Raw genomic sequence first — 23,609 nt, forward strand, 5'->3', positions numbered from 1 at the left:
TTTCATCAGTTGGACAATGTTTTTTTTATTCATCATAAATTTGAAATTCAAAAAAGTAAAATGTTATATACATCAATAAAATTCAGAAATATAGAGTTAAAAAACAGATGGGTAATGTCTCCCATGTGTATGTATTCATGTGAGGATGGAATGGCTAATGATTTTCATTTCGTCCACTACGGAAGCAGATCTCAGGGTGGAACAGGGTTAATCATGGTTGAGGCTACAGGTGTAGAACCAAGAGGAAGGATTACCAACCACTGTATGGGAATCTGGAATGATCAGCAGGCAGAAGAACTGGAGAAAATTGTTGATTTTGTCCACTCCCGCTCAGAAAGCAAGATCGGAATCCAGCTTGCACATGCAGGACGAAAAGGCTCTACCTGGAACAATCTGCAGATTCCCCTTGAAGAAGGTTGGGAAACCCTAGCACCAAGTGCCCTTCCTTATCATCCATCTGAGAGAATTCCGCACGTTCTTACCATTGAAGAAATCAGAGAACAGGTAAAGAATTTTAAAGAAGCTGCAAAAAGAGCCGTAAAAGCAGGTTTTGACATTATAGAAATTCATGGAGCACATGGCTATCTGATCCATCAGTTTTTATCACCACTGTCGAATATCCGAACAGATGAATATGGCGGGAGCTTTGAAAACAGGATTCGGTTTCTGCTTGAGATCGTGGATGGAATAAATGAAGAACTGGACGGTGATACAGCTCTTTTTGTGAGGATTTCCGGAACCGAATATGCTGAAAACGGATGGGGTCTTAACGAAAGTGTAGAATTGGCTAAAGTTTTAAAAGAGCATGCTGTAGATCTGGTGGATGTTTCCAGTGGAGGAAATATTCATGGGGCGAAAATATCCGTATTTGATGGATATCAGGTTCCTTTTTCATCTCAGGTGAGAAGAGAAGCAGGAGTAAAAACGGGAGCGGTAGGATTAATTACCACACCTGATCAGGCAGAAGAGATTCTTCAAAAAGGAGATGCAGACCTCATATTTGTGGCAAGAGAAATATTAAGAAACCCTTATATTGCAGTTCAGGGGTCATTCGAGATGAAAGAAGACTGTTTCTTCCCTCATCAGTATACCAGAGCGAAAATTTCATCATAGATCAAAAATGAAGATTGAAGACTTTATGCTGAGTTGTCCCAGTAAGAAATTTTTGGGAGTAGAGTGTCTGGGGTGTGGAGCTCAGAGGGCTATCCTGCTTGTACTGGAAGGTAAGTTCTCAGAAGCTTTCCATTTGTATCCTGCGGTCTACACACTGTTGATATTTCTTTTTACATTAGGCCTGAATTTTATAGATAAAAAAAGGAAGTATACCCATATCCTGCTGATTATGGGCGCTGTAAATCTTGTGATCATGATTTTGTCATATTATTATAAACATTTTTACATGCATTTCCATGAATAAAGGATCAGAATGGGACAATATTTTTTTATGCGTCATAGAAGGCGTTCGCAAAAAGTCGTAGAATTACTACAAAATATAAATATCCTCCATAAAAACTTTTTAAATTAGAGGATGAGCTCTATCTTTGTTAGACAAACTTTGTGATTTTATATAATCATAAATCATTAAAATGTAAGAATATGGCAGGAAATTCAAGAGGAATCTTAAAATTCAATGGAGGTGAAGGACAAAAACTTTTAAAACTAAACTACAGCGTATCAAGATCTACAGATGTTTCTGGTCGCGTGGCATCTGATCCATCGAATGCTTTGATAAAAGTAACCGTTGAAGCTACAGAAAAATCAGATATTCTGGAAAGCTTGCTGAACGGCAGATATAAACCCACAAGCGGAGAAATTACTTTTAATAAATCCCATGAAGAAGGAACACTCATCACCCTGAAGTGGGAAAACGGATATGTGATTCAACATGAAATGGATTTTGACGCTATTGATACCAACAGCATGTTGGTAAGCTTCGTGATAAGTGCAGAAAGCATATCATACGGAAACTCACTATATGAAGGATTCTGGCCATTAAGCTAAGTCCCGAGTAGTATAAAATACAAAGAGACTGTCCCTCAAGACAGTCTTTTTTTACCTATTGTGAATGCTGTTTTCAGGCAGGGAATATTTGTTTGTTTTTAAAAATTCCCGATTTGATGAATAATATACACATTTTAACACAAATCACTTTATAAAATATGTCTACTATACCTGAACAACCAAAAGGACCTACTTTCCGCCCGGCACAGAATGCCGATGGAATATCAGAAAATCATCATGCAGGCATCAATCGTCTGGTAAAACTTTCCTTAGTTATAGAAGGGAAAATTATCAAATTTTATAAGCATTTTAAACTTAAACAAAGTACCCAGCGTCATCATGAATTTACCCTTACACTGGCGCATGATACTTTGGGAGACCGCCAGACCCATTCACTGGAAGATGCGAATAAATTTCTTGGGAAACGTCTGACGGCAGTCATTGCCTACAAAGATATAGACAACAGCCCGGAAAGAACCTTTGTGGGAATCATTACAGGAGTAGGATTCAGCCAGGAAAAAATGAGCCTTGGAAATATTGTTCTTACCGGATCCAGTCCTACTATTCTTCTGGACGGAGCATCCCATATTCAGAGCTTCGGAGGAAATCAACCGGTGAATATTGGTATTATTGCCGAAGAAGTGATCAAACAGGGAATCGATAAAGGTCGTTTTGATATCCGGGTTGATGCTAATAACTTTTCCCAGATCATTTACAGCAGTCAGTACGATGAAACCCATTATAATTATTTGGCAAGAATGGCGGAAGCCTATGGCGAGCAGTTCTTTTATGATGGTGAAGTTTTGCATTTCGGAAAACTTCCACCTCAGAACAAGCCTATTATCCTAACCTACGGAAGCAGTGCCAATGATATTAAAGTTGAATTGAAAGCAGTGCATACAAAGCCGCAGTTTTATGGATACAACAGCAATAAAAATGAAAAACTCACTTCCGGCTCTACACCCATTCAGCATGTAAGCGATATTGCAAAAACAGCTTACGAACATAATAATAATATTTATAAAACCCCTGCGCTTCAGATAGCACCTATCAAAGCATCCACACACCTCGATGTTGAATATTCGCAGAAAAGCGCTTCCGGAAGTGAGGCTGTGAATGTTTTTTCAATCTCAGGAAATACCACAGTTCCTTTCCTTCATCCGGGATGTGTAGCGGATGTTCAAATGCGTAAACAGGATTCTAATGAGACTTCGTATTTTACAAGAATTATGATTACCGAAGCCGAGCATGAGATCGATACCATAGGACACTATAAAGGAAGCTTTGTCGGAATAGCAGCAGATACAGGATTTCTTCCCAGACCTGAATATAAAATCCCTAAGGCTGAGCCACAGACGGCAATCGTTATATCCAATACAGATCCGGCCGGGCAAGGAAGGATACAGGTGCAGTTTGACTGGCAGACAAGTGATACAACGCATTTTATAAGGATGATGAGCCCCGATGCAGGAGGTACAGATCAGATCACACAGAATAGAGGATATGTAGCCATTCCCGAAGTGGGAGATCAGGTGATGGTGAGTTTTGTGCACAGCCATCCGGACAGACCGTTCGTGATGGGAGGAATGTTCCATGGAGGAATAGCTTTGGGAGGCGGGGTTAATAATCACCTGAAGTCTATTCAGACCAGAAGCGGAATCCGGATTTTAATGAATGATGAAGAAGGAAGCGTAAAGATTATGGACCCAAGTGGAAATATTTACTTTATGGATGGTGCTGGAAATATCAACATGAAAGCTCCCAAAAATTTCACACTCAATGCCGGTGATAATATCAATATCACTGCGGGAAAAGAAATTTCTATCAGCGCCGGAGAAGGAATTAACAGTACTGCTAATGACAGCATTATTTCTACCGCCGGAAAAGACATTGTTCAGACAGCCTCTGGTGATATCAGGGAATCCTCGGATACAAGGACAGAAATGGTGGAAAAGGAATTCAAAAGACAGTCCGAAACATCCAATGAAATAGCGGGAGAAATATCCATGTTCAGCGAATTGGAAAATATGACCATGCAGAGCGGTAAGATCGTGGAATTCAACAGTGCTGAAAAATCAAAACTTTTCTAATATGGCTATCATCAAAACAGCTAAGAATATACAGATAAAAGTCACAGACTCTTATCACCTGAATGTAGGTAAAAAGGTTGAAAAAATAGCACAGAAAATTAATGTGGAAGCACAAAAGAGCAACCTTATTCTGGCAAGTAATAAGAAAATAATGTCTCATGGGAATAAGTAAATTAAGAGTTCTGATTCTTTTTGTTGTTTGCAGTTTCTCGTTAATAAGTTGTCAAAATAAAAAAATGGAAGAAAAATATAAGTGGAAAGGAACATTGTCCGCTCCTAAAGAATATCAGATGCAGGCTTATTACGGACAGATCATTGCTGATGATTATCAATTTCCGTTTAGTGATATCTGGGGGAATATCAATCAGGGATGGGGGAATGACGGAGGCTCCGGAGGTGGAGCAGACAAGCTGGTTGGCGTCCCTCACACCTTAGAATTCACCTGGTATTCTCTCGTAGAAGATAAATTTTATGCCGGACACTGGGAACTGGATAAAGAAAAGATAGCCCGGCTTTTTAAGGAAGGATTTTCACAGACCTATTTTGATTCCGTCAAAAAAGGAACTTATGATACTTTTATTGTAGGACTGGCTCCAAAAGGAAGATTGGTACTATGGCTGTCTGGTGCCGGTCATCAGGTGGAAGTAGGATCCTTTCAGGGAAAAGAAATAAAGATTACAAAGGAGGAAGCTTATGATAAATTTAAATACGTATTTGAGCCCAGTTACAGGGAAGATATGTTGAAAGATAAAGCGAGTGGAGGGTTAACGGATGATGCAGTATATAAAAAGATAAAGGAAGAGGGGTATCCAGACCCGGGAATTTATGATAGTTTCAGAGAAAAGTTTAATTGGGGCCCTAAAGTTATTCTTCCGGCGGGAAGTACACTTGAACGAAGAAATTTTAAAATGTGCAATGGTGAAGAAGAAGGAACATTGGAAGATAATTCTGATCCGGTTGTGCCCAATAAAAAAAGAGCAGTGCCCTATCTTTTCTATTTCCAGTGGAAAGATAAAGACGGAAAAAAATATAGTTCTCAAATAGTCTTCACAGGAAATAATCAATATATCATGGAGGCCAATAAGATCTATAATGGGACCTTCCTGCCGCTGGATTTTGATAAAACAGAAATATATAAACTGTTTAAAGAAAAACTGGATAAGGAGGCTCCGATTGATCTTGTTGTTGATGTAAGTAATAATCAAGATGTAAAAGTATATGCTGAACAGGACAAAAAGCAATATCCGATAACGCAAATGGATAAATACGTTAAACTAAAGAAATAAAAAGCAATGGCAAATATCACTTTTGGAAGCTATTCACCACCCAAAGAAGAGGTTGATGAAGCTGTAGACATTGTTTTTGGCGTTTTTTTCGATGGTACTCTTAATAATAAAGTGAATACCAAAGAAAGAGAAAACAATACGCAGATCTATAAGAAAAACGGTATTAAGACATGGACTAAAAAACAGCTGAGCGAAAAAGAAGATACCAGTTATGATAACGATTGGAGCAATGTGGCCCGTATGTCCGAATGCAGCGAAAAAGGATATCAGATTTACATAGAAGGTATAGGAACCGAAGATTATCAGGAAGATTCCAGTGATGGCTTCGCTTTTGGAAGCGGGGAGTCAGGGATCCGTAGTAAAGTACGTAAAGGATGTGAAGAAATTGTAGCAGGGATAAAGAAAAAACTGGGCAATAAAGATACTGTTGGAGTACTTACGCTTGACGTTTTCGGCTTCAGCAGAGGAGCGGCAGCGGCACGTAATTTTGTTTATGAAATCAGCAAACAAAAGTATAAAGCCAAAAGCACAACCTACAGTAAGCGAAATGTAAATGTTACTATTTATCGTGATGATGACGGAAAAGATGTACCCCTGAAAGAGCTGCCTCCAAAAGGACATTTGGGACTAAAACTGGGTGAAGCAGGAATTAAAGTGGAAAGAATTGTGGTCCGCTTTTTAGGAATATATGATACCGTGTCTTCTCATCATCCCAATTTCTCTGTAAAACCAAATTTCAGCAACGATATTGAAGAACTGCATCTGGATGACATTACTTCTGCAAAAAATATAATCCATTTTATTGCAGCTGATGAGCATAGGGAAAATTTTGACCTCACAAATGTTGCTTATGATAAAGATGCGAAGGGGAAAAAACAGGTCCCTGTATATTTTGGAATAGAAAAAACATTTCCCGGAGTGCATTCTGATATTGGTGGAAGCTACCTTTCAGAAAGAGAATGGGTAAGAGAAATAGAAACAGACTGGACCAATAAAAATGATCTCAAACCATTGGAAGACAGACTTGTCGCAGAAGGATGGTACAAGAGAGATCAACTTTCCTATATAGGGGGGAATATGTATTGGGCATTGACCGGAAAGCGACAGCTTTTACAGACCTACAGCTTTATTCCATTGAAGTTTATGACCGAAAAAGCCAATACTGCAAAGTGTACTCAAATATCGCTTTCAAAAGTGAATAAGGCTTACGATTTTTCCAAAGATGCTTTACTGGTCCGTGTTGAAACTAAACTGAGAAATTATGTATTTGGAAACGGAGCACCCTATGACTTTAAATGGTTTACGGATATAGATAAAAAATATAGAGGAAATGAGAAGAACCCCAACTACTTAAAAGAAGTTGATGAACAGAAGGATCTTAGAACATTAAGAAATAAATACCTGCATTGGTCTGCAGACCGATATGCGATAGGAATGGATCCTAGATCAGACAGAAAAAGAGTGATACACTAATGATCGTGTTGGGTATTGCCCTGTTGGTCATTGATGTACTGAATATTAAATAAAATAATCGACGGAGAATAGAGTAGCCGGATCATTTTTATGCAGAAATTTAACATACATACCGTTCAGAAAGGAGAGAACTTGAAAAGTATAGCCTCACTGTACAGCCTGGATACAGATGCTTTAAAGTTATTTCACAATAACCACTGCAATGTCAAAGACATGATCCTGATTGATCTTACGGCTCAAAAGGAATTATTTCTTCCCAGAACCGCAGTGACGGACAAAAGCAGATTGGTAAAATTCGCAGGAAAAAACACTATTGTTTTCCAACCCGAAAAATCAATGTACAGGTATGGAGTGGCTATTACTATGGAGAACAGCGATCATAAAAATGAACTGAAATATGAAACTTCAGTACGATGGCTGAAGACAGAAAATAAACTTCACTTTTTTGAAATAGACAGAACTTCCAGTCTTTATCTCAACGAAGAAGAAGTGAATGAGATTGCAGACCTTCTGGCCTATAAAACCTCTAAGGTTTTGTATCCATTACAGATCAGTGTAGATGAACAGGGGAAATTGAATACAGTAGAAAATCTTGAGGTATTTAAGCAAAGATGGAACGCCGTAAAAGATGAGGTTTACAAAGAGTTTGAAGGAGAAACAGTGGACAGCTACTGTGAAAAAATAGAAAAAGTAATAAATGAACCTGATGCGATCATTCTTTATCTTAAAAATGATTACTTCATCCGAACTCTATTTTTCGGAATTTATCAGAGCTTCGGGCAAAATTACCAAACAGAAATATCGGAAAGTTTCCCTGTTGTGAATAATCCGGTAGAACCGAAATATGAAATAAAATTAGAAATCGATCCACTGAAAGATGAATACAATCTCGTTTACATTGATGGAGAAGGAAGATTAAATGATGAAAGAAGTGTGTATGATTTCATTAATGGGGCACCCTTTTCATTCATCATTGAAGACAGCCCGGTAATGAATCATGGAGGAAACTTCAGATTGGCATATTATCTGAACGGAGAAACTTTGCTGTCAGAATCATTGTACTTAGAATGTGATATAGACCTTGAAAAGAAAAAGAAAATATCAGTAGTCATTGCGGCTCTGACAGACTAATTGAAAAAAAAACGTAACAACATGAAAATTAAAACCAATCATAAACTTTCCCTACTTGTTTTTATACTAAGCTTTAGCCTGTATTTCGGGCAGAAAGCTGAATTTAATATCCCGAAAGATATAGAGACCTTACAAAACTCGATTTTTCATTTCCAGAATGACTTCACAAAAGATGAAGCCAAAGACGCAGCTGCATCTGACAGCGATTTCTCAACGACTGTTGATCTCTACAATCTGAAGTACGATGCTGGCAGCAAAAATCCTTATCTGGATTTAGCTTTAAAAAGTGGCTCAAAACCCAAGCAGTTTATTCAGCAGGCAGTTTGGAAGGTTAATTTGAAAAAGATCTCTTCAAAAAGTACCAAAGCCACCATTTTTCTTGAGCAGATAATTCCTGACAGCTGGTCAAAAAAAGAAGTAGATACAAAACTTAGCAAATCCACAGGTAAATTAGAGAAAGAGATCAAAGAGTTTCTTTTAAAATATAAACCAGAAGCGCCTTCAAATGATGTGGAAGAAACAGACAGCGTATACGTTGCAGATGCTTCAACACAAGCCTATTCAACCACTGAACCCCTACCTTCTGAAGCAGTAAAGCCACAAAAGAAAACAGTCTCTAAAAAATTACAGAACCTGTTCAGCAAGAAACAGTTTATAGCATTGCCTGCTGCATCAGATACTTTCACCAAACTTTTACAGGTAAAACCTACTCAATTGGAATGTAAAGACTGTAAAAATGAAAAATATTCCAACTGGGATTTTGATGATTTTAATATGATTTATGCTCATATGAATAGCGGAGAAGAGTATTATGCCATTCAGTATTATGGGGAGAATATTGTTTCAGGATTGCCGCATGGCCTGGCATTTAATGATAGTTCACCCTCTGAATGTAAGCAGAAATTTGCCAGATACAATGCTCAGCTTTATCAGACAACAGTAGATACAGATGAAAACTCATCAAAAGCATTAACAGTCGTTACTTTCAAGATGAATACCTCTTTTGTCCGTCTTGAATTTGGGAATGAATATTTAACACGACTAGTAATATCCAATAAAGAATTTTAAACATGGCAGAAAAACATATTGTAGTGCAGGGTGCTATGTGCAAATGCCAGTTCGGACAGGTTCCGGACAAACTTAAAGTGCTCTCACACCAGAAAGAATACGCTAATGATAAAGATGCCTCCAAAAAGCTTATCGTGACAACGAAGGAGCTGGGTGCTGCCACATTCGAGAAAAATACATTTGGGAACTGTGTAAAAATGGGCGTTCCACCACCTCCATGCAAAATTATGGTTACCGAGTGGAAAGATTATTATGAAAAAGTACAGCTCAGTAACGGAGGGTATATTGTTTTGGAAACAAGTAAAGCCATCTGTGCTGTTGCGGGAACACCCTGTATTGAAATTATAGACCACGGACAGAGAACGGAAGGCAGTCCGCAGAATTTTAAAAATGCAGATAAAGATGTGCAGCAGCAGATCAATCCTCTGGTGGATGCAAAGGAAATGTATAATGAGCAACCTGCTTATGGTGGGCAGGATGGTGTAATCTAAACGACAGAGAAATGGCTAAAGGTGTAAAAAAAATACAGATTACAAAAGGACTTTATTATCCCGATATGTCGGTTAAAGGTCAGAGGGTTACTCTGAAACCTGATCAATGGGTTTATTTTGGCGTTGAAGAATGGCTGCCCGACACTACCGCTGAAGATAAGAAGAAGGAGATTATCTGGATGAGGCAAACCAATGACAAAAAAATTATCATTAACCAGGCACCTTCAAAAGGGGGATATAAATTTTTGATATCCAAACAGTTTTGTGGGAGCTACCACTATTATATCGAAGCCAGCCTATCCGGCAAAAGAGATCCGAAAAACAATACGGGGCTCTATGTAAAAGGCTGGTGTGAACCTAAAATTGTAAGCAGTAAGTGGACCACTCAGCGGGGAAGCAAAGTCAGTATTAAAAATCAGAATAAAGTCAATTATATTTCCTACGGTCACATTGTCTATCTTAACCTGATAACGGAAGGGCTCAATGGAAATAACGTCATTATTGAAGTTTGGAATCAGCAGTATGCCAGAGAAGATAAGCCGATCCATGTGTATACCAACGTACAGGTCATAGACGGGGAAGTCAATCTGAAGATAGAGAATACCTATTCATGGATGGCTCATGTAGAAAATATACAGAATGTAGAAGAATTTTATATTAAAGTAAAAGATTCAGCATCTAAAAAATATATCAAAGACGACCGGGGTGATGACCTTCATGCGATTTATCTGAACGTTAAAAATAAGGTCGTTACCACCAATGCCAATGTCAGCAAAAACCAAACCCCTACAAAGGTTTATAAACCGGATGTAAGTGCTGTAAGGTATGAACCCTGTAAATTTGAAGTGATCAATATTACAGAGCCAGAGGTAAAAGACGGTAAAGCAGAAAACACAACAGCTTTGCTCTTTAATAATGGTGACGGGCTGAAACAGCTTAAAACTGGTCCTTTGCAGGAGCATATTCAGAGAACTATCTTTTACAAATTTGATTCTACGGTCATTGACAAAGATGGGGAAGCCATACTCAATAATGTACTGAAATTTCTTCTGGAGCATAAAGACTCCACCATCAACCTGAGTGGTTATGCCTGTGTCATAGGAAAAGAGAATTATAATAAAGGACTTTCCCAGAAAAGATCAGATATTGTAAAGAAATTTTTTGCCGACGGAGGGCTCGACCCGCAGAGAATTATTTCTACAGGAAAAGGAGAAGTGGACCCTACCGATGATAAAATGGGAAGGGATAACATCAAGTACAAAGATGAAAAAGAATATGAAAATAACAGAAGAGTAGATATTTCTTTCGTATTCAATGCTCATGATGCACAAACCATTATGTACGAATTGGTGGCTCCCAGTATTTCTGACAAGAAAGAACTTACAGTGGATGTCATAGGTTTTGATACCAAGATCTGTTTCCGCGACAGCAAGCATAAGCATAAAAAAGAAATTTATGTAGTGGATGTAGGACAGGCGATCGATGCAGGGGATACAAAAAAAGTCTTTACGACACCCTCTTTCAATTATTCAGTATATTCCGATCTGTCTCAGTTCACTGCACTTCCTGTAAGATATTTATGGCCGGCCGGTACCAATCCAAACCAGTTTCATCTTCATGTGCACAGCTGCAGGTATTACAGCAACGAAAAAAGGACTACAGTATTGATGAAAGTCTATCCGGACATCAAATGGACACTAAGCTTTACACTCAATCTTACCAATGACCTCAGTGTAACATGGATGAACATGGATCCGCATGAGCATAAAGAACTGCAGAAAAGAGCCGGTAAAATGGGGGCCGAAAAAAGATGGAAGCAGAAAGATGCTTCGTTGGGATTCAGCCTTAAAGCAAAATGGAATAACGATAAACAGGAAGACGAATTTAAATACGAATACGAAACCAAGTTTAAAAAGATATACGATACTTTTGCTTCTATTGGAGCCGTATCAGATGGAATTACCAGCCAGGCTAAAGGAAAGGTACGGTCGATTTCACCAAAAGGGATTCCGGTAAGTTTTGCCGTTAAACCTCCCAATTTAGAGCTGTCCGGTAACTGGCTTTTAAAACATCCGAAAGACAATAATAAGATCCTCGGCACAGAAGTGGCTATAGGATTAAAAGCTAGTCCACTGATCGGGTTAGAAATGACCGTGGATCTCTTGGGGGCGCTTGTATTTGGAATTTCAGGGGCAGTCAGCGGAGGTACTGCAGCACCGGGAGTTACAAGACTGTATCAGGAAATTCAGGGAAAACTGAAATCCGGAATTGATGTAGGCAATGATAATGCAGGTTTTAAAGCTTCGGTTGATATCTTTATGGACCTTATCATTTCAAGTATTATAGAAGTGGAATCTGAATTTAAGTTTAATACTGCCGGAAAACTGAAAGATTCTGATTTTAAAATTTCAGCTAAAAGTAAACTTAAAGTAGAATTAAAAGTAGGTGTTAAAATTCAGGGTGAGGTTTCATTAGCCATCATCAAAGCGGAAGCTTACTTTGAGGCATCCGCATCAGGAAGTGCTTCAGTAACTTTTGGACATGGAATCAACTATGACGAAAAGGGACTTTATTACCGGCCGGCCTTAGGGTTTGACGGACTTGATGCTCAGTATCTTGTCACCATAAGCGTTGGTCTGGCTATTAAAATTGCAAAAAATAAACATAAAGTAGAAGAAAGCAGAAACGGAAAATATGAAATTGCAAAAGGTGAATATAAAAATGTAATCCCTCCTTTTGACGTCATAAAGGAATTAGAATCGTACTTTGGAATGGATGCAAACATTCCGATAATTAAAAATGATTAATACTATACAATGAAGAATCTTATTTTATTATTTAGCTTTTTAGCTATTGTATCATGCAATGGGCAAACCGATCTGGAAACTTTAAAGTTTGATGAAAAAGTACCGGAAAATATGGTGAAAGGAGAGAAGGAAACAGAAGCCACTTATGGTTTGTTATCCTACAGACAGGCCGACATTCAAAATTATAAGCTGGGTTCAGCTACTTTTTCTGCATATACAGTTCCAAATGGATATGACTATTCAAACAATAATCTCGCAGTTTTTGTAAACACCTACCAGAATAACAATTATCTGGGATTTGTCCTGAATCTGGCCAAAGAAGATGAAGGAAAAAAGACCATTGGCTACCTCACCAAAACATATGGAAGTCCGGAAAAAAGACAGACTGATAAAACAGGACTCGCTTATTTTTGGGATGCAGCATCCAAAAATAAATGGATATTTGTAACGCAAACTCAGGAATCAACACGGGAAAATGCGAAATATACCAGCACCAAACTGGTTGTGGTAAAGAAGGGAACGAAAGTAGATAATTCTTCTGACGCCGGTGTTTTCTCAATCCTCGACAGTTTTAACCTTGCCTATCCAAAAAAATAAAAAATGAAGCCTTATTACGAAATAGACTTTAGTGCGGTCATGTGTTCTTTTCAGATCAAAATAAATGATGTGGAACTGATCTCAATGAGTATAGAAGGGGAGACCAGATCAGACTTTCCGGTTAATCATCTTATCTTAGAAAGTGGTAAACAAACCATTGAAGTTAAGGGATTACCCATGACCGGCCAAAAAGAAATGCATGATGATTCCTACATCAGATACAGGGTCAATATGTATGATATGGCTTCAGGAGAATATGTTTTTGTCAGGCAGTTTGAAGAATATTTTACCAAAAAGCCGGACAAAAATATTCCCTTTATAGGTCATCAAAGCACATTCAGTGCTGAGGTACCCTATACGTTGGATGCATGGCAGAAAGGAAAGGATCTGAAAAATGTAAAATTTGACGTTAAAGAAAAGCTGATCAAAAAGTATAATGAAATGATCAGGCTGATCAGCGCAGGTAATTATAACGCATTTATTTCTCAATATCAGAAAAGAGAAACCAATAATGCTTTAGCCATGTACCTGGGGCAACAACAGGCCGAAAGCAGAATGGGAGGTGTGATTTCCGATATGAAGAACGGATTTAAAGTACAGGAGCTTACAGATGATGTCTATGTAGAGTATTCAGCATACGGAAAGCTTGCCGCTCTGAAACGGACCGACATGATGTCTGCCTTACGTCTTGAAAATGCCAAAACCGAAGAGGAATTGGTTTTACCGATAACATTTTATATTCCAGAGGGGAAAGATGAATTCGAGGCGATTTAAAACATCTTCTGATATTTAGAATGATATAAAGCTGCTTTCAAATACCTTTTGGATCAGCTTTTTTTCTTATCTGTAAACGGGTATTGATAAAACAAATATTAGGGTAATAATTTTTTCCTGATTATTGATCAAAAAATATAATTTTGTTTTTTATATTAAATAGATATTAAATGAAACAAATTTTAATTATTTTAGGTTGTTTTTTAGCTCTAAGCTGTAATTCTCAAAAAAAGAAAGATGCCAGACTTATTGGTAAGTGGGACGGCTCTCTTAAAGATTTAAAAACCGGAAGCTCCATGGAAAAGATTGTTTTGGAATTTACTAAAGACGGTAAATTTCTTCAGCATATGGGAGAAGGAAAAATGCAGAACACCATAGAATCAAGTTTTGAAATACAAAATGATAAAATAATAAGCGTAGATAAAGGCACCACAGAAAAAAACGAATGTACCTACACCATTAAAGATGATACTTTGACCATTCTGTATGAGGGGATTGAGAATAAATACATCAAAACTAAATAGAATGTAAATAGTTTAGGTAAGACTGACTAAGACGAATGGCAAAGCCTTTCTCTGCCTTACGTCCCAGATTTTTAGCTTGAATTGGAGAAACAACTGTACCCATGAATCATCATAGATTAAGAAAAATATCATTTAACGATGAGGGATTCACCTTGGATATTCCAATTTTAGATGAGACTCATTTTATCTCCTGGAATTCAATAGATACCATTATTTATGGCCCGGAAATCCTGTATAAAGATCATTCAGAATTTATTATATACCTCAATCGGCCCCCTGTAATAAGATTAAAAGAAAATGCCTGGTGGCTGAACCGATGGACGTTCCGGATAAAAAATAAGAAAAAAAGAAAAATCAGAATATCTGATGAATGGAATAGAGATTTTTCTGTCTTTATAATTAATATAAGCCGGTATCTTGAAAATGTAAAGAACGTTGATCTTGACAGAGACAGAAGGAAAGGTATTTTAATCAATAGAACTGAAACCCGAAAAGCAAACAGCATTGAAATAAAAGAACACTGGAAACCTGAAAAAACAACAGACTTTAAATGGGAGATGGTTTTTGACAGATATAACAAAACCGTTGAAGATATTTATCATAGAGATAAAGGGATTTAGAGGTTTCTGTAATGAAAAAATAAAGTTGAAAACCCACATTTACTGTATTTCATTTTTAATGGGAAAAACGTATTTTTGAAAATTGAGAGCATCAATACCATCATAAAAAAGGGAGCTCAGTACATAAAAAAAATGGAGAACAAAAGTAAAATTTCAAAGACAGGTTATATAATAATAGGAGTTATGTTATTCTGTTTTCTCTATTTTATTCTATGGCTCATCTTCAAAGAAAAAATGCCTCTGCATTCCTTTCTTTATGAAATTTCTAAAAATTATGACAGCTATGCAGAACGCGCCTTTGTTATTCTGCCTCTGGTATTTTTTATTGCAGTAGCTTTACTTTTGCTCAGGCCAACTTCAGCTAAACGTTTCCTGAGACTTCAGGCTGCACTTCCTACTTCAAAAATACAGTCTCTGGCTAAGGGATTGGTAGAGGTGGAAGGAACGCTGATCATGGAGCAGCCGCTTATATCACCCGTAGACCGTGAAGAATGCATAGGATATTATTATACCATTGAAGACATCGATAAAGATTCTGACGGAAGAAATTCATACTCCACAATCCATAGAGAAACCCGGTGCAGTCCTTTTCAGATTAAGGATGATACAGGGATCATAGAAGTAGTACCCGAAGGAATTGAGCTGATACTTTTAGATCAAACCAATGTCAGCAGCACTGGAAGTAAACGTTACACAGAAACTCTCCTGAAAAACGGACAGAAAGTACTTCTTGTAGGGTATGCAGATGCCGATAACGGAAGTCCCTTTATCAGAAAAGATAATCATTACAGAGTCCTTGGAATAACTTCTTCTACAGGGATTTCCATGTGGAACAAATACCAGCCGTTGTTACGGTCATTCATGTTTACCTGTGCAGCAATTCTTATCATCATTATATACATCCTTATACAATAATGAACCAGACTACCGCGATTGCTTTGACTGTTCTGCTGACCATAGCCGTGATCAGCTTTCTGATCAACCTCTATAACAAGTTGGTCATGATGAAATTCAATGCAGAAAAGGCCTACAGCAATATAGATGTCGTTCTCAAACAAAGAGCTGATGAAATTCCTAATCTTGTAAGGGTAGCCCAACACTTCATGAATTATGAAAAAGAAATTCTTACCCACCTTACAGAGCTCAGAGCCTCATACAACAGCGCTTCCGGTTCCAATCACAAAGCTGGTCTTGCCAATGAAACCTCAAGAGCGCTGAAATCATTCTTTGCCGTATCAGAAAACTATCCTGAACTTAAATCCAATACTAACTTTCTGGAACTTCAGAAACGAATTTCGGAACTGGAAAACAGAATAGCAGACCGCAGAGAATTCTTCAACGACAGCGTCAATCTTTATAATATTGGAATTCACGAATTTCCCAACGTTATCTTTGCCAAAATGTTCGGCTACAAAGACAAAACGCTGCTGGAAATTTCCAACTCAGAAAAGCAGTATCATGAAATTCAGTTTTAATACCTTCTTCGGATTTGAGCAGGACCTTATCGCTCATCCGGAAGCAGCCATATTCGGTGCTATGTTTGTACCATTATTACTCATGATTCCAATAGCATTGATAGGATGGATTTTCAGAAAGCTTAAACTGAATATGTATATCATTCACGCATTGCTGTATACCCTGATGTTTACATTTGTACTCGGATCCGTTGCAATGCTGATCCTTTTCTTTATAACGGATAAAAACGGAATTAAATTAGGCTACTGCTGGCTGGCCATTCTTATAGGAATGTTCACATTTAGTATCGTTAATACCAATACCATTACCAAAATGTTCACCGATTGGTCAAAAATCATCAAAGAAAAAGACCAATCACACAGATAAACATTCAATAATACGGACTTTATTTTTATTGGTCAGCAGTATTGTGAAATCTGGTTTCAAAAAATAAAAAAGGCCGGCTCATGAATAGTGAGCCGGCCATATTTTTGTATTGCAATCGCTTACTTCACGATAAACTTCAGCGTAGACTGATCAAGTTTTAAAATATAAATTCCCTGCTCAAGATTTTTGATCTTAATAGAATTTCCATCTTTAAAAGGACTGTTAAATGTCTGAAGTGTTTTCCCCTGAAGATTATAGATTTTGGCTTTTTTAATCTTTTGAGTATCACCCTTTACGAAAATTTCCTGTCCGGAGATTGGGTTAGGGTAGACCTGAAGCTCCTGAATTGCCTTCTCGTCAGCTGATATTGTCTGAGCCTGTCTTGAGGTCCCTGAATAACAGGTCCATTTAAGATCGTCAATAGCCACTCTATTACTGGATGAAGTGTTAACCAGACTTACGATCACATTTCCAGAGATATTGATATTATTGATTGTTGTCGTTGTAGCATTCGTATTGTAAGGAACCGTTCCTACTGTTGTTCCGTTGACCTTTACATCAAAAGTTCCGCTGCTTCCTGAAAACTTAAGCTGGGTGGTTACCGTTAACGATCCGATCCCATTGGATGAGCTTCCCGAAGTTAAAGAACCATTTCTTACGGTAATTGCTTTACTGTTAATAGTTTGGTCTGTTCTTGAATCTGTGGCAGTCCATGAAATGCCACTTCCTGTCCATGTTCTCGTTGTGTAAGAAGCATTGGTTGCAGGAATTGCTTCGAAAGTTTCATTGATGCAGCCTGTACCTGGGTTAGGAGTCCCCGGATCAGGAGTTCCCGGATTGGAAGACCCCCAAATCTGATTGACATAATTAGGATTGTCAATGAATGGATTTCTGTTTCCCTGATAATTATAAGAAGCATTATTTCTGGCGATCTCCGCAGCAGAAACAGGATCTTGATTGTGCCACGCCAAAAGAACATTCAGCTCCCAGGTCTGTAATCCCGGGAAGGATGAACTGCCCAGCATATTACCTGAAGAAAAAGAGGAAAGTTTACTCTGATAACGCGTAACAAAATAGAAAATCATTCTCGCCACATCACCTTTAAATTCGTCAATAGGTTCAAAAACAGTTCCTGCATATCCTGAAGACGAAGAACTTCCCAGTTTGGATCCGTTTTTAGAAGTAAATGTTGCTGAACCTACCTTTCCAAAAGGATAATTGCTCCTCATCCCATTGACTTTCCCGTCAGTAGCTCTGATGAAATGAATATCCGATACCATCGGAGAAGATTGATTGAATAAACTCTGAGGAACGATATGCTCCCTGTTATAACAATTCCCTTCAGTAGAATAAGTTCCACATTGGTTGGTGCCTGGTGTATATTTGTATGGATCAGCACCTGATGGTTTTTCAGAATAAATATCCATAATAGAACCGTCATTTTCGTAATTCTTATCAATATCGGTTGTTTTATAACCGGTCCACAGTCCGTTATAACCTTTGTCGAGATGTCCGTTGGTGATAATAGAGCTTAATGCTGTTTTAAGTGAAGCACCACTCAATCCGTTGGCCGAATTGTAATACCCCGCAGGAGCTTGGGCATTGGCAAACCCCGCTATTACAGTACATAATATCAATTTTTTCATACTAATAAAATTTCTGTAAGAATACTATATTTTCATGAATAAGAAATTACATTACTGTTAATTTTGAAATGTACCGCATGCCATTTATGAAGACCAGATTTTACTTTGCATCATAGGAAATATATATCAATGGCAGACAATTTCTTTAGAGGGGAAATCTAATCGACCTGGGAAGATGGAGCGTTAAGAAAATTAATTCCGGGAACGTCGAAAACAAATATTAAAATCGCGCAAGTTTTAGAATTTTTAGAGAATAGAAATAATTTTTAGCGGAATATTCCAGTCTTGAACTTTTCGTTCTTTTGTTTCAAGACAAAAGAATAGATAAAAAAAAATCATGAAAGTTTAATGTCAAGAAAAAACATATTGAAGCTTTCTATTCTTTTGAACGAAAAATCCGGTACAGAAGACTGCACCGGATTGTATATAAAATTGATTTAAATAAATATTACTTTCTCTGAGGAGGATAATTTTTCATGATCTCAGCCATGATCTCAGGGATCTGTCTCTGCTTAGCTTTAGGAGAGTCCACGGAAATTCCGCTTCCGATACCCTGCCAAACCAGTTTGTTTGTTTTAGAATCGATGAGGTCCACAATGATTGCTCCTTCGTTGTAGTTGCTGGTCCATGTTCTGCTCATGCCAACACCCCATCCGAAAGGACCGCCCCATCCCCACATTCCGTAAGGAGAGCCACTGCTGTTGATATCCGTAATCTTTTTGTGATTAGCTTTTACATTGATGATCAGGTCCGGATTTTCACCAGACTGAAGACCTTTGCTTTGAAGCTGTCTCGATAGTTCGTTCAAAACTCTGTCTTTATCAATATCATTCAGTTTCAAATCATCAATTCTGATCTTATAGGTCTTATAAGTCGTAAAATTGGCAGTATCTGCATAATCTGAACGTACCTGAAAAGGACTGCACGATGTAAGGCCTAATGCAGCCGCTGCTAACAAAATAAAAATATATTTTTTCATTTTATTTATTTTTTTTATCGTTTTTAATGAATGTATCCGTCTTTTTATCGTACCCGTAAGGACAGTGTCTGCAGCCGCTTTTACAGCAATGCCCTCTTTTCAGATGGAATTTTTCTGTAAAAACCTTGTACCCCTGTTCATTGTAGTAGAAGTCTTCACCTTCTTTGATGTCATAATGGGCCATAAGTTAAATCTCTAAGTCAAAAAAACTTTATATTTGTTAGTATGATAATTATATGCCAAAAGCCATTAAAAAAATTAAAAATTAACGGCATTGCACTCTTTCCCTTTATCTTCATTAGGAAACCCGAAGATAAGGAAAATAAAGTACTTATCAATCACGAAAAAATCCATTTAAGGCAGCAGCTGGAAATGCTTATTATTTTCTTCTATATTTTTTATGTCATCGAATATTATTACTGGTTTTTCAAATTGAAAGACGGTTATTTGGCTTACAAAAGAATCTCATTTGAAAGAGAGGCATATGCTCATGAAAGCGATCTCGATTATCTTAAAAAAAGGAAATTCTGGAATTTCAGAAAATATTTGTAGCATGTAAGGATTTAATATTTTCGCTAAACCTCAAAAGGAGCGTGTTTTAACCCGCTTTAAAATATAAATCCAAATTACGGAGCTTTAGCAAAAACCTAAAATATAGATACACAAAAATCCATCAGAAATCTACAGTAAACGAAATCTAAATGTTTTACTAATTTTGCAGATAATAGTTAAACCTTAAAAATGCTATTAAAAGCTCCCGCAGAAAATATTCCCATTCAGGAAATACCTCTCCAAAAGAATATAAAACTATTCATCAAGAGAGAAGACCTTATCCATCCCCAGATCTCAGGAAACAAATATTGGAAGCTCTTTTACAATATCAATACCTATCTGGAAAATAATCCTGAAAATCCGTATATTATTACTTTTGGAGGAGCATTTTCCAATCATATCGCTGCGGTTTCTGCTGCCGGAAACCTATCGGGTGTTCAGACCCTGGGAATCATAAGAGGAGAGGAGCTCCAGGATAAATGGCGTGATAATCCCACCTTACTTTTCGCCAAAAGGAATGGAATGAATCTGAAATTTGTTACCCGTGAAGAATACAGGTACAAGGAAAAATTGACTGAGTTTCTGCAGAACGAGTTTCCGCATGCCCTGATCATTCCTGAGGGAGGTACCAATGAACAGGCTGTAGCAGGCATAAAAATGATGCTGAATAACCAAACAAAAGATTTTGATTATCTTTGCACCGCAGTCGGAACCGGAGGAACGGTTGCCGGAATTGCGAAATTTTGTGAAGAAAATCAGAAAGTTATAGGATTTAAGGTAGTTGACGATACTTCACTGGAGAATAAAATAGCAGAATTAACTTCCAGACAAAATTTTAATCTAATAGATTCATGTTTTGGAGGTTATGGTAAAATAAAAGATGAAAACATCCGTTTTATCAATGATTTTAAAGAGAAATACGGGATCCCTTTGGAACCCGTGTATACAGGAAAGATGATGCAGAAAGTTTTCGAACTGATCGATGAAGATTTTTTTCCTGAAAACAGCAGGATTTTGTGCTTTCATACCGGTGGATTGCAGGGGATTGAAGGAGCCAATCAGCTTTTAGAAAAACAGAATAGAAATTTAATTATATAAGTAAAAATTGAAAAACATGAAAAGACTTTTCTTATTCGTAAGCCTTTTAGTTTTATCAAAATTCTCAGCTCAGGCTTGGGCTACTGAAGACCAGTACATTCAGAAATTCGCTAAATATGCGGTAGAAGAAATGGAAAAATATAAAATTCCGGCTTCTATTACATTAGCCCAGGGTCTCCTAGAGACCGGAGGTGGGCAAAGCAGACTGGCTCAGGAAGGCAAAAATCACTTCGGAATAAAATGTAAGGAAGAATGGACCGGAAAAACCATGAAGCATACAGATGATGCTCCAAACGAATGTTTTCGGGTTTACGACGATCCAAGACAGTCTTATGAAGACCATTCTATATTTTTATCCACAAGAAAGTATTACGCAAACCTTTTCAATCTGAATATGAAAGATTACAAAGCGTGGGCACATGGTCTTAAAAAAGCAGGCTATGCAACGAATCCGCGTTATGCTTCGATCCTGATCAGTAAAATTGAAAAATACAGACTTTATGAGTACGACGATACAAGCTCCAAAGAAGTGTTGTACGCAGTTCTCAAAATGTACCCGGATCTGAAAGATGACAGAACGTTTATGGCGCAGCTGGAACCTTCAAAAATGGTAAGTAAGAAAACTAAAGATCAGGTTACTGTGGAAGTTCCCTACAAGCAAACCTCTTATGCCCAGCAGCAGAAAAGAGTGGAAAGGATCAAAACAAAAGCAGAAATTCTTAATTCAATCCTTATCAAAACTCATCCGAACGATGGTTTAAGATATATCGTTATTCCCGAAGATACGAACGTTAAATTCATTGCAGATAAATTCCGTGTAAGCGAAAGCAGACTCATCAAATGGAATGAACTCCAAAGTGATGTTCTGAAGAAAAACGATATCGTCTTTCTTGAATCTAAAAATTCTTCAGGAAATACAGCGATTTACAAAGCAGAATCAGGCGAAGATATGCATGATATCGCACAGAAATTCGGAATCAAATTAAATAAATTATACGCAAAAAACAGAATGGACGAAGGACAGAAACCGTCTGCTGGACAGCTAATTTATTTGATTGACAAAAAACCCAGAAACTAATTTTTTGTTAAAGTTTTCCAGCCCTCATTGTTATGGTGGTAAGCTGTAAACTTTCAACATTCAACTAAAATATGAAATACCAAAGAAGTTCGGCTTTATTTGATGAAGCCTACAAATACATTCCGGGCGGAGTAAATTCTCCCGTTCGTGCATTCAAATCAGTAGGAGGTGTTCCTGTATTCATGAAATCTGCAAAAGGGGCTTACCTTACCGATGCAGATGACAACACCTATGTTGACTACATCAATTCATGGGGGCCTGCTATTTTAGGTCACACTCATCCTGAAGTACTGGAAGAGTTGAAGATACAGGCAGAAAAAGGCTTTTCCTTTGGAGCACCTACAGAACTGGAAACAGAAATTGCTAAATTCATTATAGAAAACGTACCGAACATCGACCAGATAAGAATGGTTTCTTCCGGTACAGAAGCCTGTATGAGCGCGGTAAGACTGGCCAGAGGTTTTACAAAAAGAGATAAGATCGTTAAATTTGAAGGCTGTTATCACGGTCATTCAGATTCATTCCTGATCAAAGCAGGAAGCGGTGCTGCTACATTCGGAAATCCAAACTCTCCGGGGGTAACAGAAGGAACAGCTAAAGATACGCTTCTTGCACGCTACAACGATTTTGAGCAGGTAGAAGATCTGTTCCGTCATAACCAGGGCGAAATCGCAGCTGTGATTATTGAGCCTGTTGCCGGAAATATGGGTTGTGTACTTCCTGAAAATAATTTCCTTCAGAATTTAAGAAAAATATGTGACGAAAACGGAGCTTTGTTGATTTTTGATGAAGTGATGACCGGTTTCAGACTCGCTTTCGGAGGAGCGCAGGAACTGTATAATGTAAAAGCGGATCTTGTTACTTATGGAAAAGTAATCGGTGGAGGGCTTCCGGTAGGAGCCTTTGCAGGAAGAAACGAAATTATGGATCATCTTGCTCCCAAAGGAGGAGTTTATCAGGCTGGAACATTAAGCGGAAATCCATTGGCGATGAGAGCAGGTTTGAAAACATTACAGCTCATCAAAAATGATCCCGAATTCTTTAACAGAATTAATAAAACAGCTGAAACATTAGATTTCGGAATTGGAAAAATTCTGAATGAAAAAGGAATTGCCCACAAGATCAACAGAAAAGGATCGATGATGTCTGTGTTTTTCCATATCAACAGTGTTTCCAATTTTGATGAAGCGGCGGATTCTAATCATTCATTATTTAATAATTTCTTTCACCAGATGCTTCAAAATGGAATATACCTTCCACCTAGTGGCTATGAGACCTATTTCATCAGTGATGCCATCAAGGACAGAGAAATTGATATGACACTGGAAGCAGTAAGAAAATTTGAATATTCTTAAAATTGAACAAATACAATATAATAGGACCGGGTTTTAAAATCCGGTTCTTTTTTTGCTCAAAAAAGAAAGATTTTTATAAAAATCTAAATTTTCATCCTCTGGAGGGGAGGCAAAAATTCACAGGATTTCTGACGGGGTGGTTCAAGAAAACCATCTACAAATTAAGTCATCCAATAAATCATACAGAGATTGTAATA

The 23,609-nt window shown here is 37.6% G+C and carries 25 protein-coding genes; 22 read left to right on the forward strand and 3 right to left on the reverse strand.

Annotation, left to right across the window (positions count from 1 at the left end):
* The first annotated feature begins 60 nt into the window (after positions 1-60).
* The 18 genes from namA to IW16_RS26660 all read left to right on the forward strand — a co-directional run bounded on the left by namA (position 61) and on the right by IW16_RS26660 (position 16,704).
* Positions 61-1,113, forward strand: coding sequence for an NADPH dehydrogenase NamA (gene namA / locus IW16_RS14590; RefSeq protein ID WP_034745624.1), 1,053 nt, complete (start codon positions 61-63; stop codon positions 1,111-1,113).
* 7 nt (positions 1,114-1,120) lie between these two features.
* Positions 1,121-1,417 carry a DUF2752 domain-containing protein gene (locus tag IW16_RS14595; protein ID WP_034745627.1) on the forward strand — a complete coding sequence of 99 codons (297 nt, stop codon included), beginning with the start codon at positions 1,121-1,123 and terminating at the stop codon, positions 1,415-1,417.
* Positions 1,418-1,596: 179 nt separating this feature from the next.
* A complete protein-coding gene (gene tssD / locus IW16_RS14600; RefSeq protein ID WP_034745629.1) occupies positions 1,597-2,001 on the forward strand; it encodes a type VI secretion system tube protein TssD in 405 nt (134 codons plus the stop codon).
* 158 nt (positions 2,002-2,159) lie between these two features.
* Positions 2,160-4,091 carry a type VI secretion system Vgr family protein gene (locus IW16_RS14605; protein ID WP_034745631.1) on the forward strand — a complete coding sequence of 644 codons (1,932 nt, stop codon included), beginning with the start codon at positions 2,160-2,162 and terminating at the stop codon, positions 4,089-4,091.
* A gap of 1 nt (position 4,092) precedes the next feature.
* Complete coding sequence (locus IW16_RS26655; protein WP_165571984.1) at positions 4,093-4,263, forward strand: hypothetical protein; 171 nt, start codon at positions 4,093-4,095, stop codon at positions 4,261-4,263.
* A 64-nt stretch (positions 4,264-4,327) separates the two neighbouring features.
* Entirely contained in the window at positions 4,328-5,377 is a 1,050-nt protein-coding gene (locus tag IW16_RS14610; protein WP_034745633.1) for a DUF2931 family protein, read from the forward strand.
* A 6-nt stretch (positions 5,378-5,383) separates the two neighbouring features.
* A complete protein-coding gene (locus tag IW16_RS25755; protein ID WP_051890317.1) occupies positions 5,384-6,850 on the forward strand; it encodes a T6SS phospholipase effector Tle1-like catalytic domain-containing protein in 1,467 nt (488 codons plus the stop codon).
* 90 nt (positions 6,851-6,940) lie between these two features.
* The gene (locus tag IW16_RS14620) at positions 6,941-7,981 is read left to right on the forward strand and encodes a hypothetical protein (RefSeq protein ID WP_034745636.1); all 1,041 of its coding nucleotides are present in this window, start codon (positions 6,941-6,943) and stop codon (positions 7,979-7,981) included.
* A gap of 21 nt (positions 7,982-8,002) precedes the next feature.
* Positions 8,003-9,049 (forward strand): hypothetical protein, encoded by a 1,047-nt coding sequence (locus IW16_RS14625; protein WP_034745639.1) that lies wholly within the window; start codon positions 8,003-8,005, stop codon positions 9,047-9,049.
* A 2-nt stretch (positions 9,050-9,051) separates the two neighbouring features.
* Positions 9,052-9,540, forward strand: a complete 489-nt coding sequence (locus IW16_RS14630) for a DUF4280 domain-containing protein (protein ID WP_034745642.1) — start codon at positions 9,052-9,054, stop codon at positions 9,538-9,540.
* A gap of 11 nt (positions 9,541-9,551) precedes the next feature.
* Positions 9,552-12,347: an OmpA family protein gene (locus IW16_RS14635; protein WP_034745645.1), complete on the forward strand. Its 2,796-nt coding sequence runs from the start codon at positions 9,552-9,554 to the stop codon at positions 12,345-12,347.
* A gap of 9 nt (positions 12,348-12,356) precedes the next feature.
* Positions 12,357-12,944: a hypothetical protein gene (locus tag IW16_RS14640; RefSeq protein ID WP_034745648.1), complete on the forward strand. Its 588-nt coding sequence runs from the start codon at positions 12,357-12,359 to the stop codon at positions 12,942-12,944.
* Positions 12,945-12,947: 3 nt separating this feature from the next.
* The gene (locus IW16_RS14645; RefSeq protein WP_034745651.1) at positions 12,948-13,718 is read left to right on the forward strand and encodes a hypothetical protein; all 771 of its coding nucleotides are present in this window, start codon (positions 12,948-12,950) and stop codon (positions 13,716-13,718) included.
* A gap of 170 nt (positions 13,719-13,888) precedes the next feature.
* Positions 13,889-14,242 (forward strand): hypothetical protein, encoded by a 354-nt coding sequence (locus tag IW16_RS14650; RefSeq protein ID WP_034745654.1) that lies wholly within the window; start codon positions 13,889-13,891, stop codon positions 14,240-14,242.
* A 101-nt stretch (positions 14,243-14,343) separates the two neighbouring features.
* The gene (locus tag IW16_RS14655) at positions 14,344-14,862 is read left to right on the forward strand and encodes a hypothetical protein (RefSeq protein ID WP_034745657.1); all 519 of its coding nucleotides are present in this window, start codon (positions 14,344-14,346) and stop codon (positions 14,860-14,862) included.
* A gap of 132 nt (positions 14,863-14,994) precedes the next feature.
* Complete coding sequence (locus IW16_RS25760; RefSeq protein WP_131327903.1) at positions 14,995-15,777, forward strand: GIDE domain-containing protein; 783 nt, start codon at positions 14,995-14,997, stop codon at positions 15,775-15,777.
* Positions 15,777-16,337 (forward strand): LemA family protein, encoded by a 561-nt coding sequence (locus IW16_RS14665; RefSeq protein WP_034745660.1) that lies wholly within the window; start codon positions 15,777-15,779, stop codon positions 16,335-16,337. The genes IW16_RS25760 and IW16_RS14665 overlap by 1 nt, the downstream gene beginning before the upstream one ends.
* Positions 16,321-16,704, forward strand: a complete 384-nt coding sequence (locus tag IW16_RS26660; protein WP_034745663.1) for a hypothetical protein — start codon at positions 16,321-16,323, stop codon at positions 16,702-16,704. Before IW16_RS14665 ends, IW16_RS26660 begins: the two co-directional genes overlap by 17 nt.
* Positions 16,705-16,823: 119 nt before the next feature.
* On the opposite strand, the gene IW16_RS14675 is transcribed toward IW16_RS26660, so the two are convergent.
* The 3 genes from IW16_RS14675 to IW16_RS14685 form a co-directional block, all read right to left on the reverse strand.
* Complete coding sequence (locus IW16_RS14675; protein WP_034745665.1) at positions 16,824-18,350, reverse strand: endonuclease; 1,527 nt, start codon at positions 18,348-18,350, stop codon at positions 16,824-16,826.
* A gap of 448 nt (positions 18,351-18,798) precedes the next feature.
* The gene (locus IW16_RS14680; protein WP_034745668.1) at positions 18,799-19,329 is read right to left on the reverse strand and encodes a DUF4136 domain-containing protein; all 531 of its coding nucleotides are present in this window, start codon (positions 19,327-19,329) and stop codon (positions 18,799-18,801) included.
* Between the two features lies 1 nt (position 19,330).
* Positions 19,331-19,513 carry a DUF5522 domain-containing protein gene (locus IW16_RS14685; protein WP_034745671.1) on the reverse strand — a complete coding sequence of 61 codons (183 nt, stop codon included), beginning with the start codon at positions 19,511-19,513 and terminating at the stop codon, positions 19,331-19,333.
* Positions 19,514-19,554: 41 nt separating this feature from the next.
* Here IW16_RS14685 and IW16_RS14690 point away from each other — a divergent pair, with 41 nt between their 5' ends.
* From IW16_RS14690 to hemL, 4 genes are all read left to right on the forward strand, one after another.
* Positions 19,555-19,881, forward strand: a complete 327-nt coding sequence (locus IW16_RS14690; protein WP_034745674.1) for a hypothetical protein — start codon at positions 19,555-19,557, stop codon at positions 19,879-19,881.
* Between the two features lie 189 nt (positions 19,882-20,070).
* Positions 20,071-20,979, forward strand: a complete 909-nt coding sequence (locus IW16_RS14695) for a 1-aminocyclopropane-1-carboxylate deaminase/D-cysteine desulfhydrase (protein ID WP_034745677.1) — start codon at positions 20,071-20,073, stop codon at positions 20,977-20,979.
* Between the two features lie 16 nt (positions 20,980-20,995).
* A complete protein-coding gene (locus IW16_RS14700; protein WP_034745680.1) occupies positions 20,996-22,057 on the forward strand; it encodes a glucosaminidase domain-containing protein in 1,062 nt (353 codons plus the stop codon).
* Between the two features lie 71 nt (positions 22,058-22,128).
* Positions 22,129-23,412, forward strand: coding sequence for a glutamate-1-semialdehyde 2,1-aminomutase (gene hemL / locus IW16_RS14705; RefSeq protein ID WP_034745683.1), 1,284 nt, complete (start codon positions 22,129-22,131; stop codon positions 23,410-23,412).
* Positions 23,413-23,609 lie beyond the last annotated feature (197 nt).

Source organism: Chryseobacterium vrystaatense (assembly GCF_000737765.1).
In the GTDB taxonomy this organism is placed as follows: domain Bacteria; phylum Bacteroidota; class Bacteroidia; order Flavobacteriales; family Weeksellaceae; genus Chryseobacterium; species Chryseobacterium vrystaatense.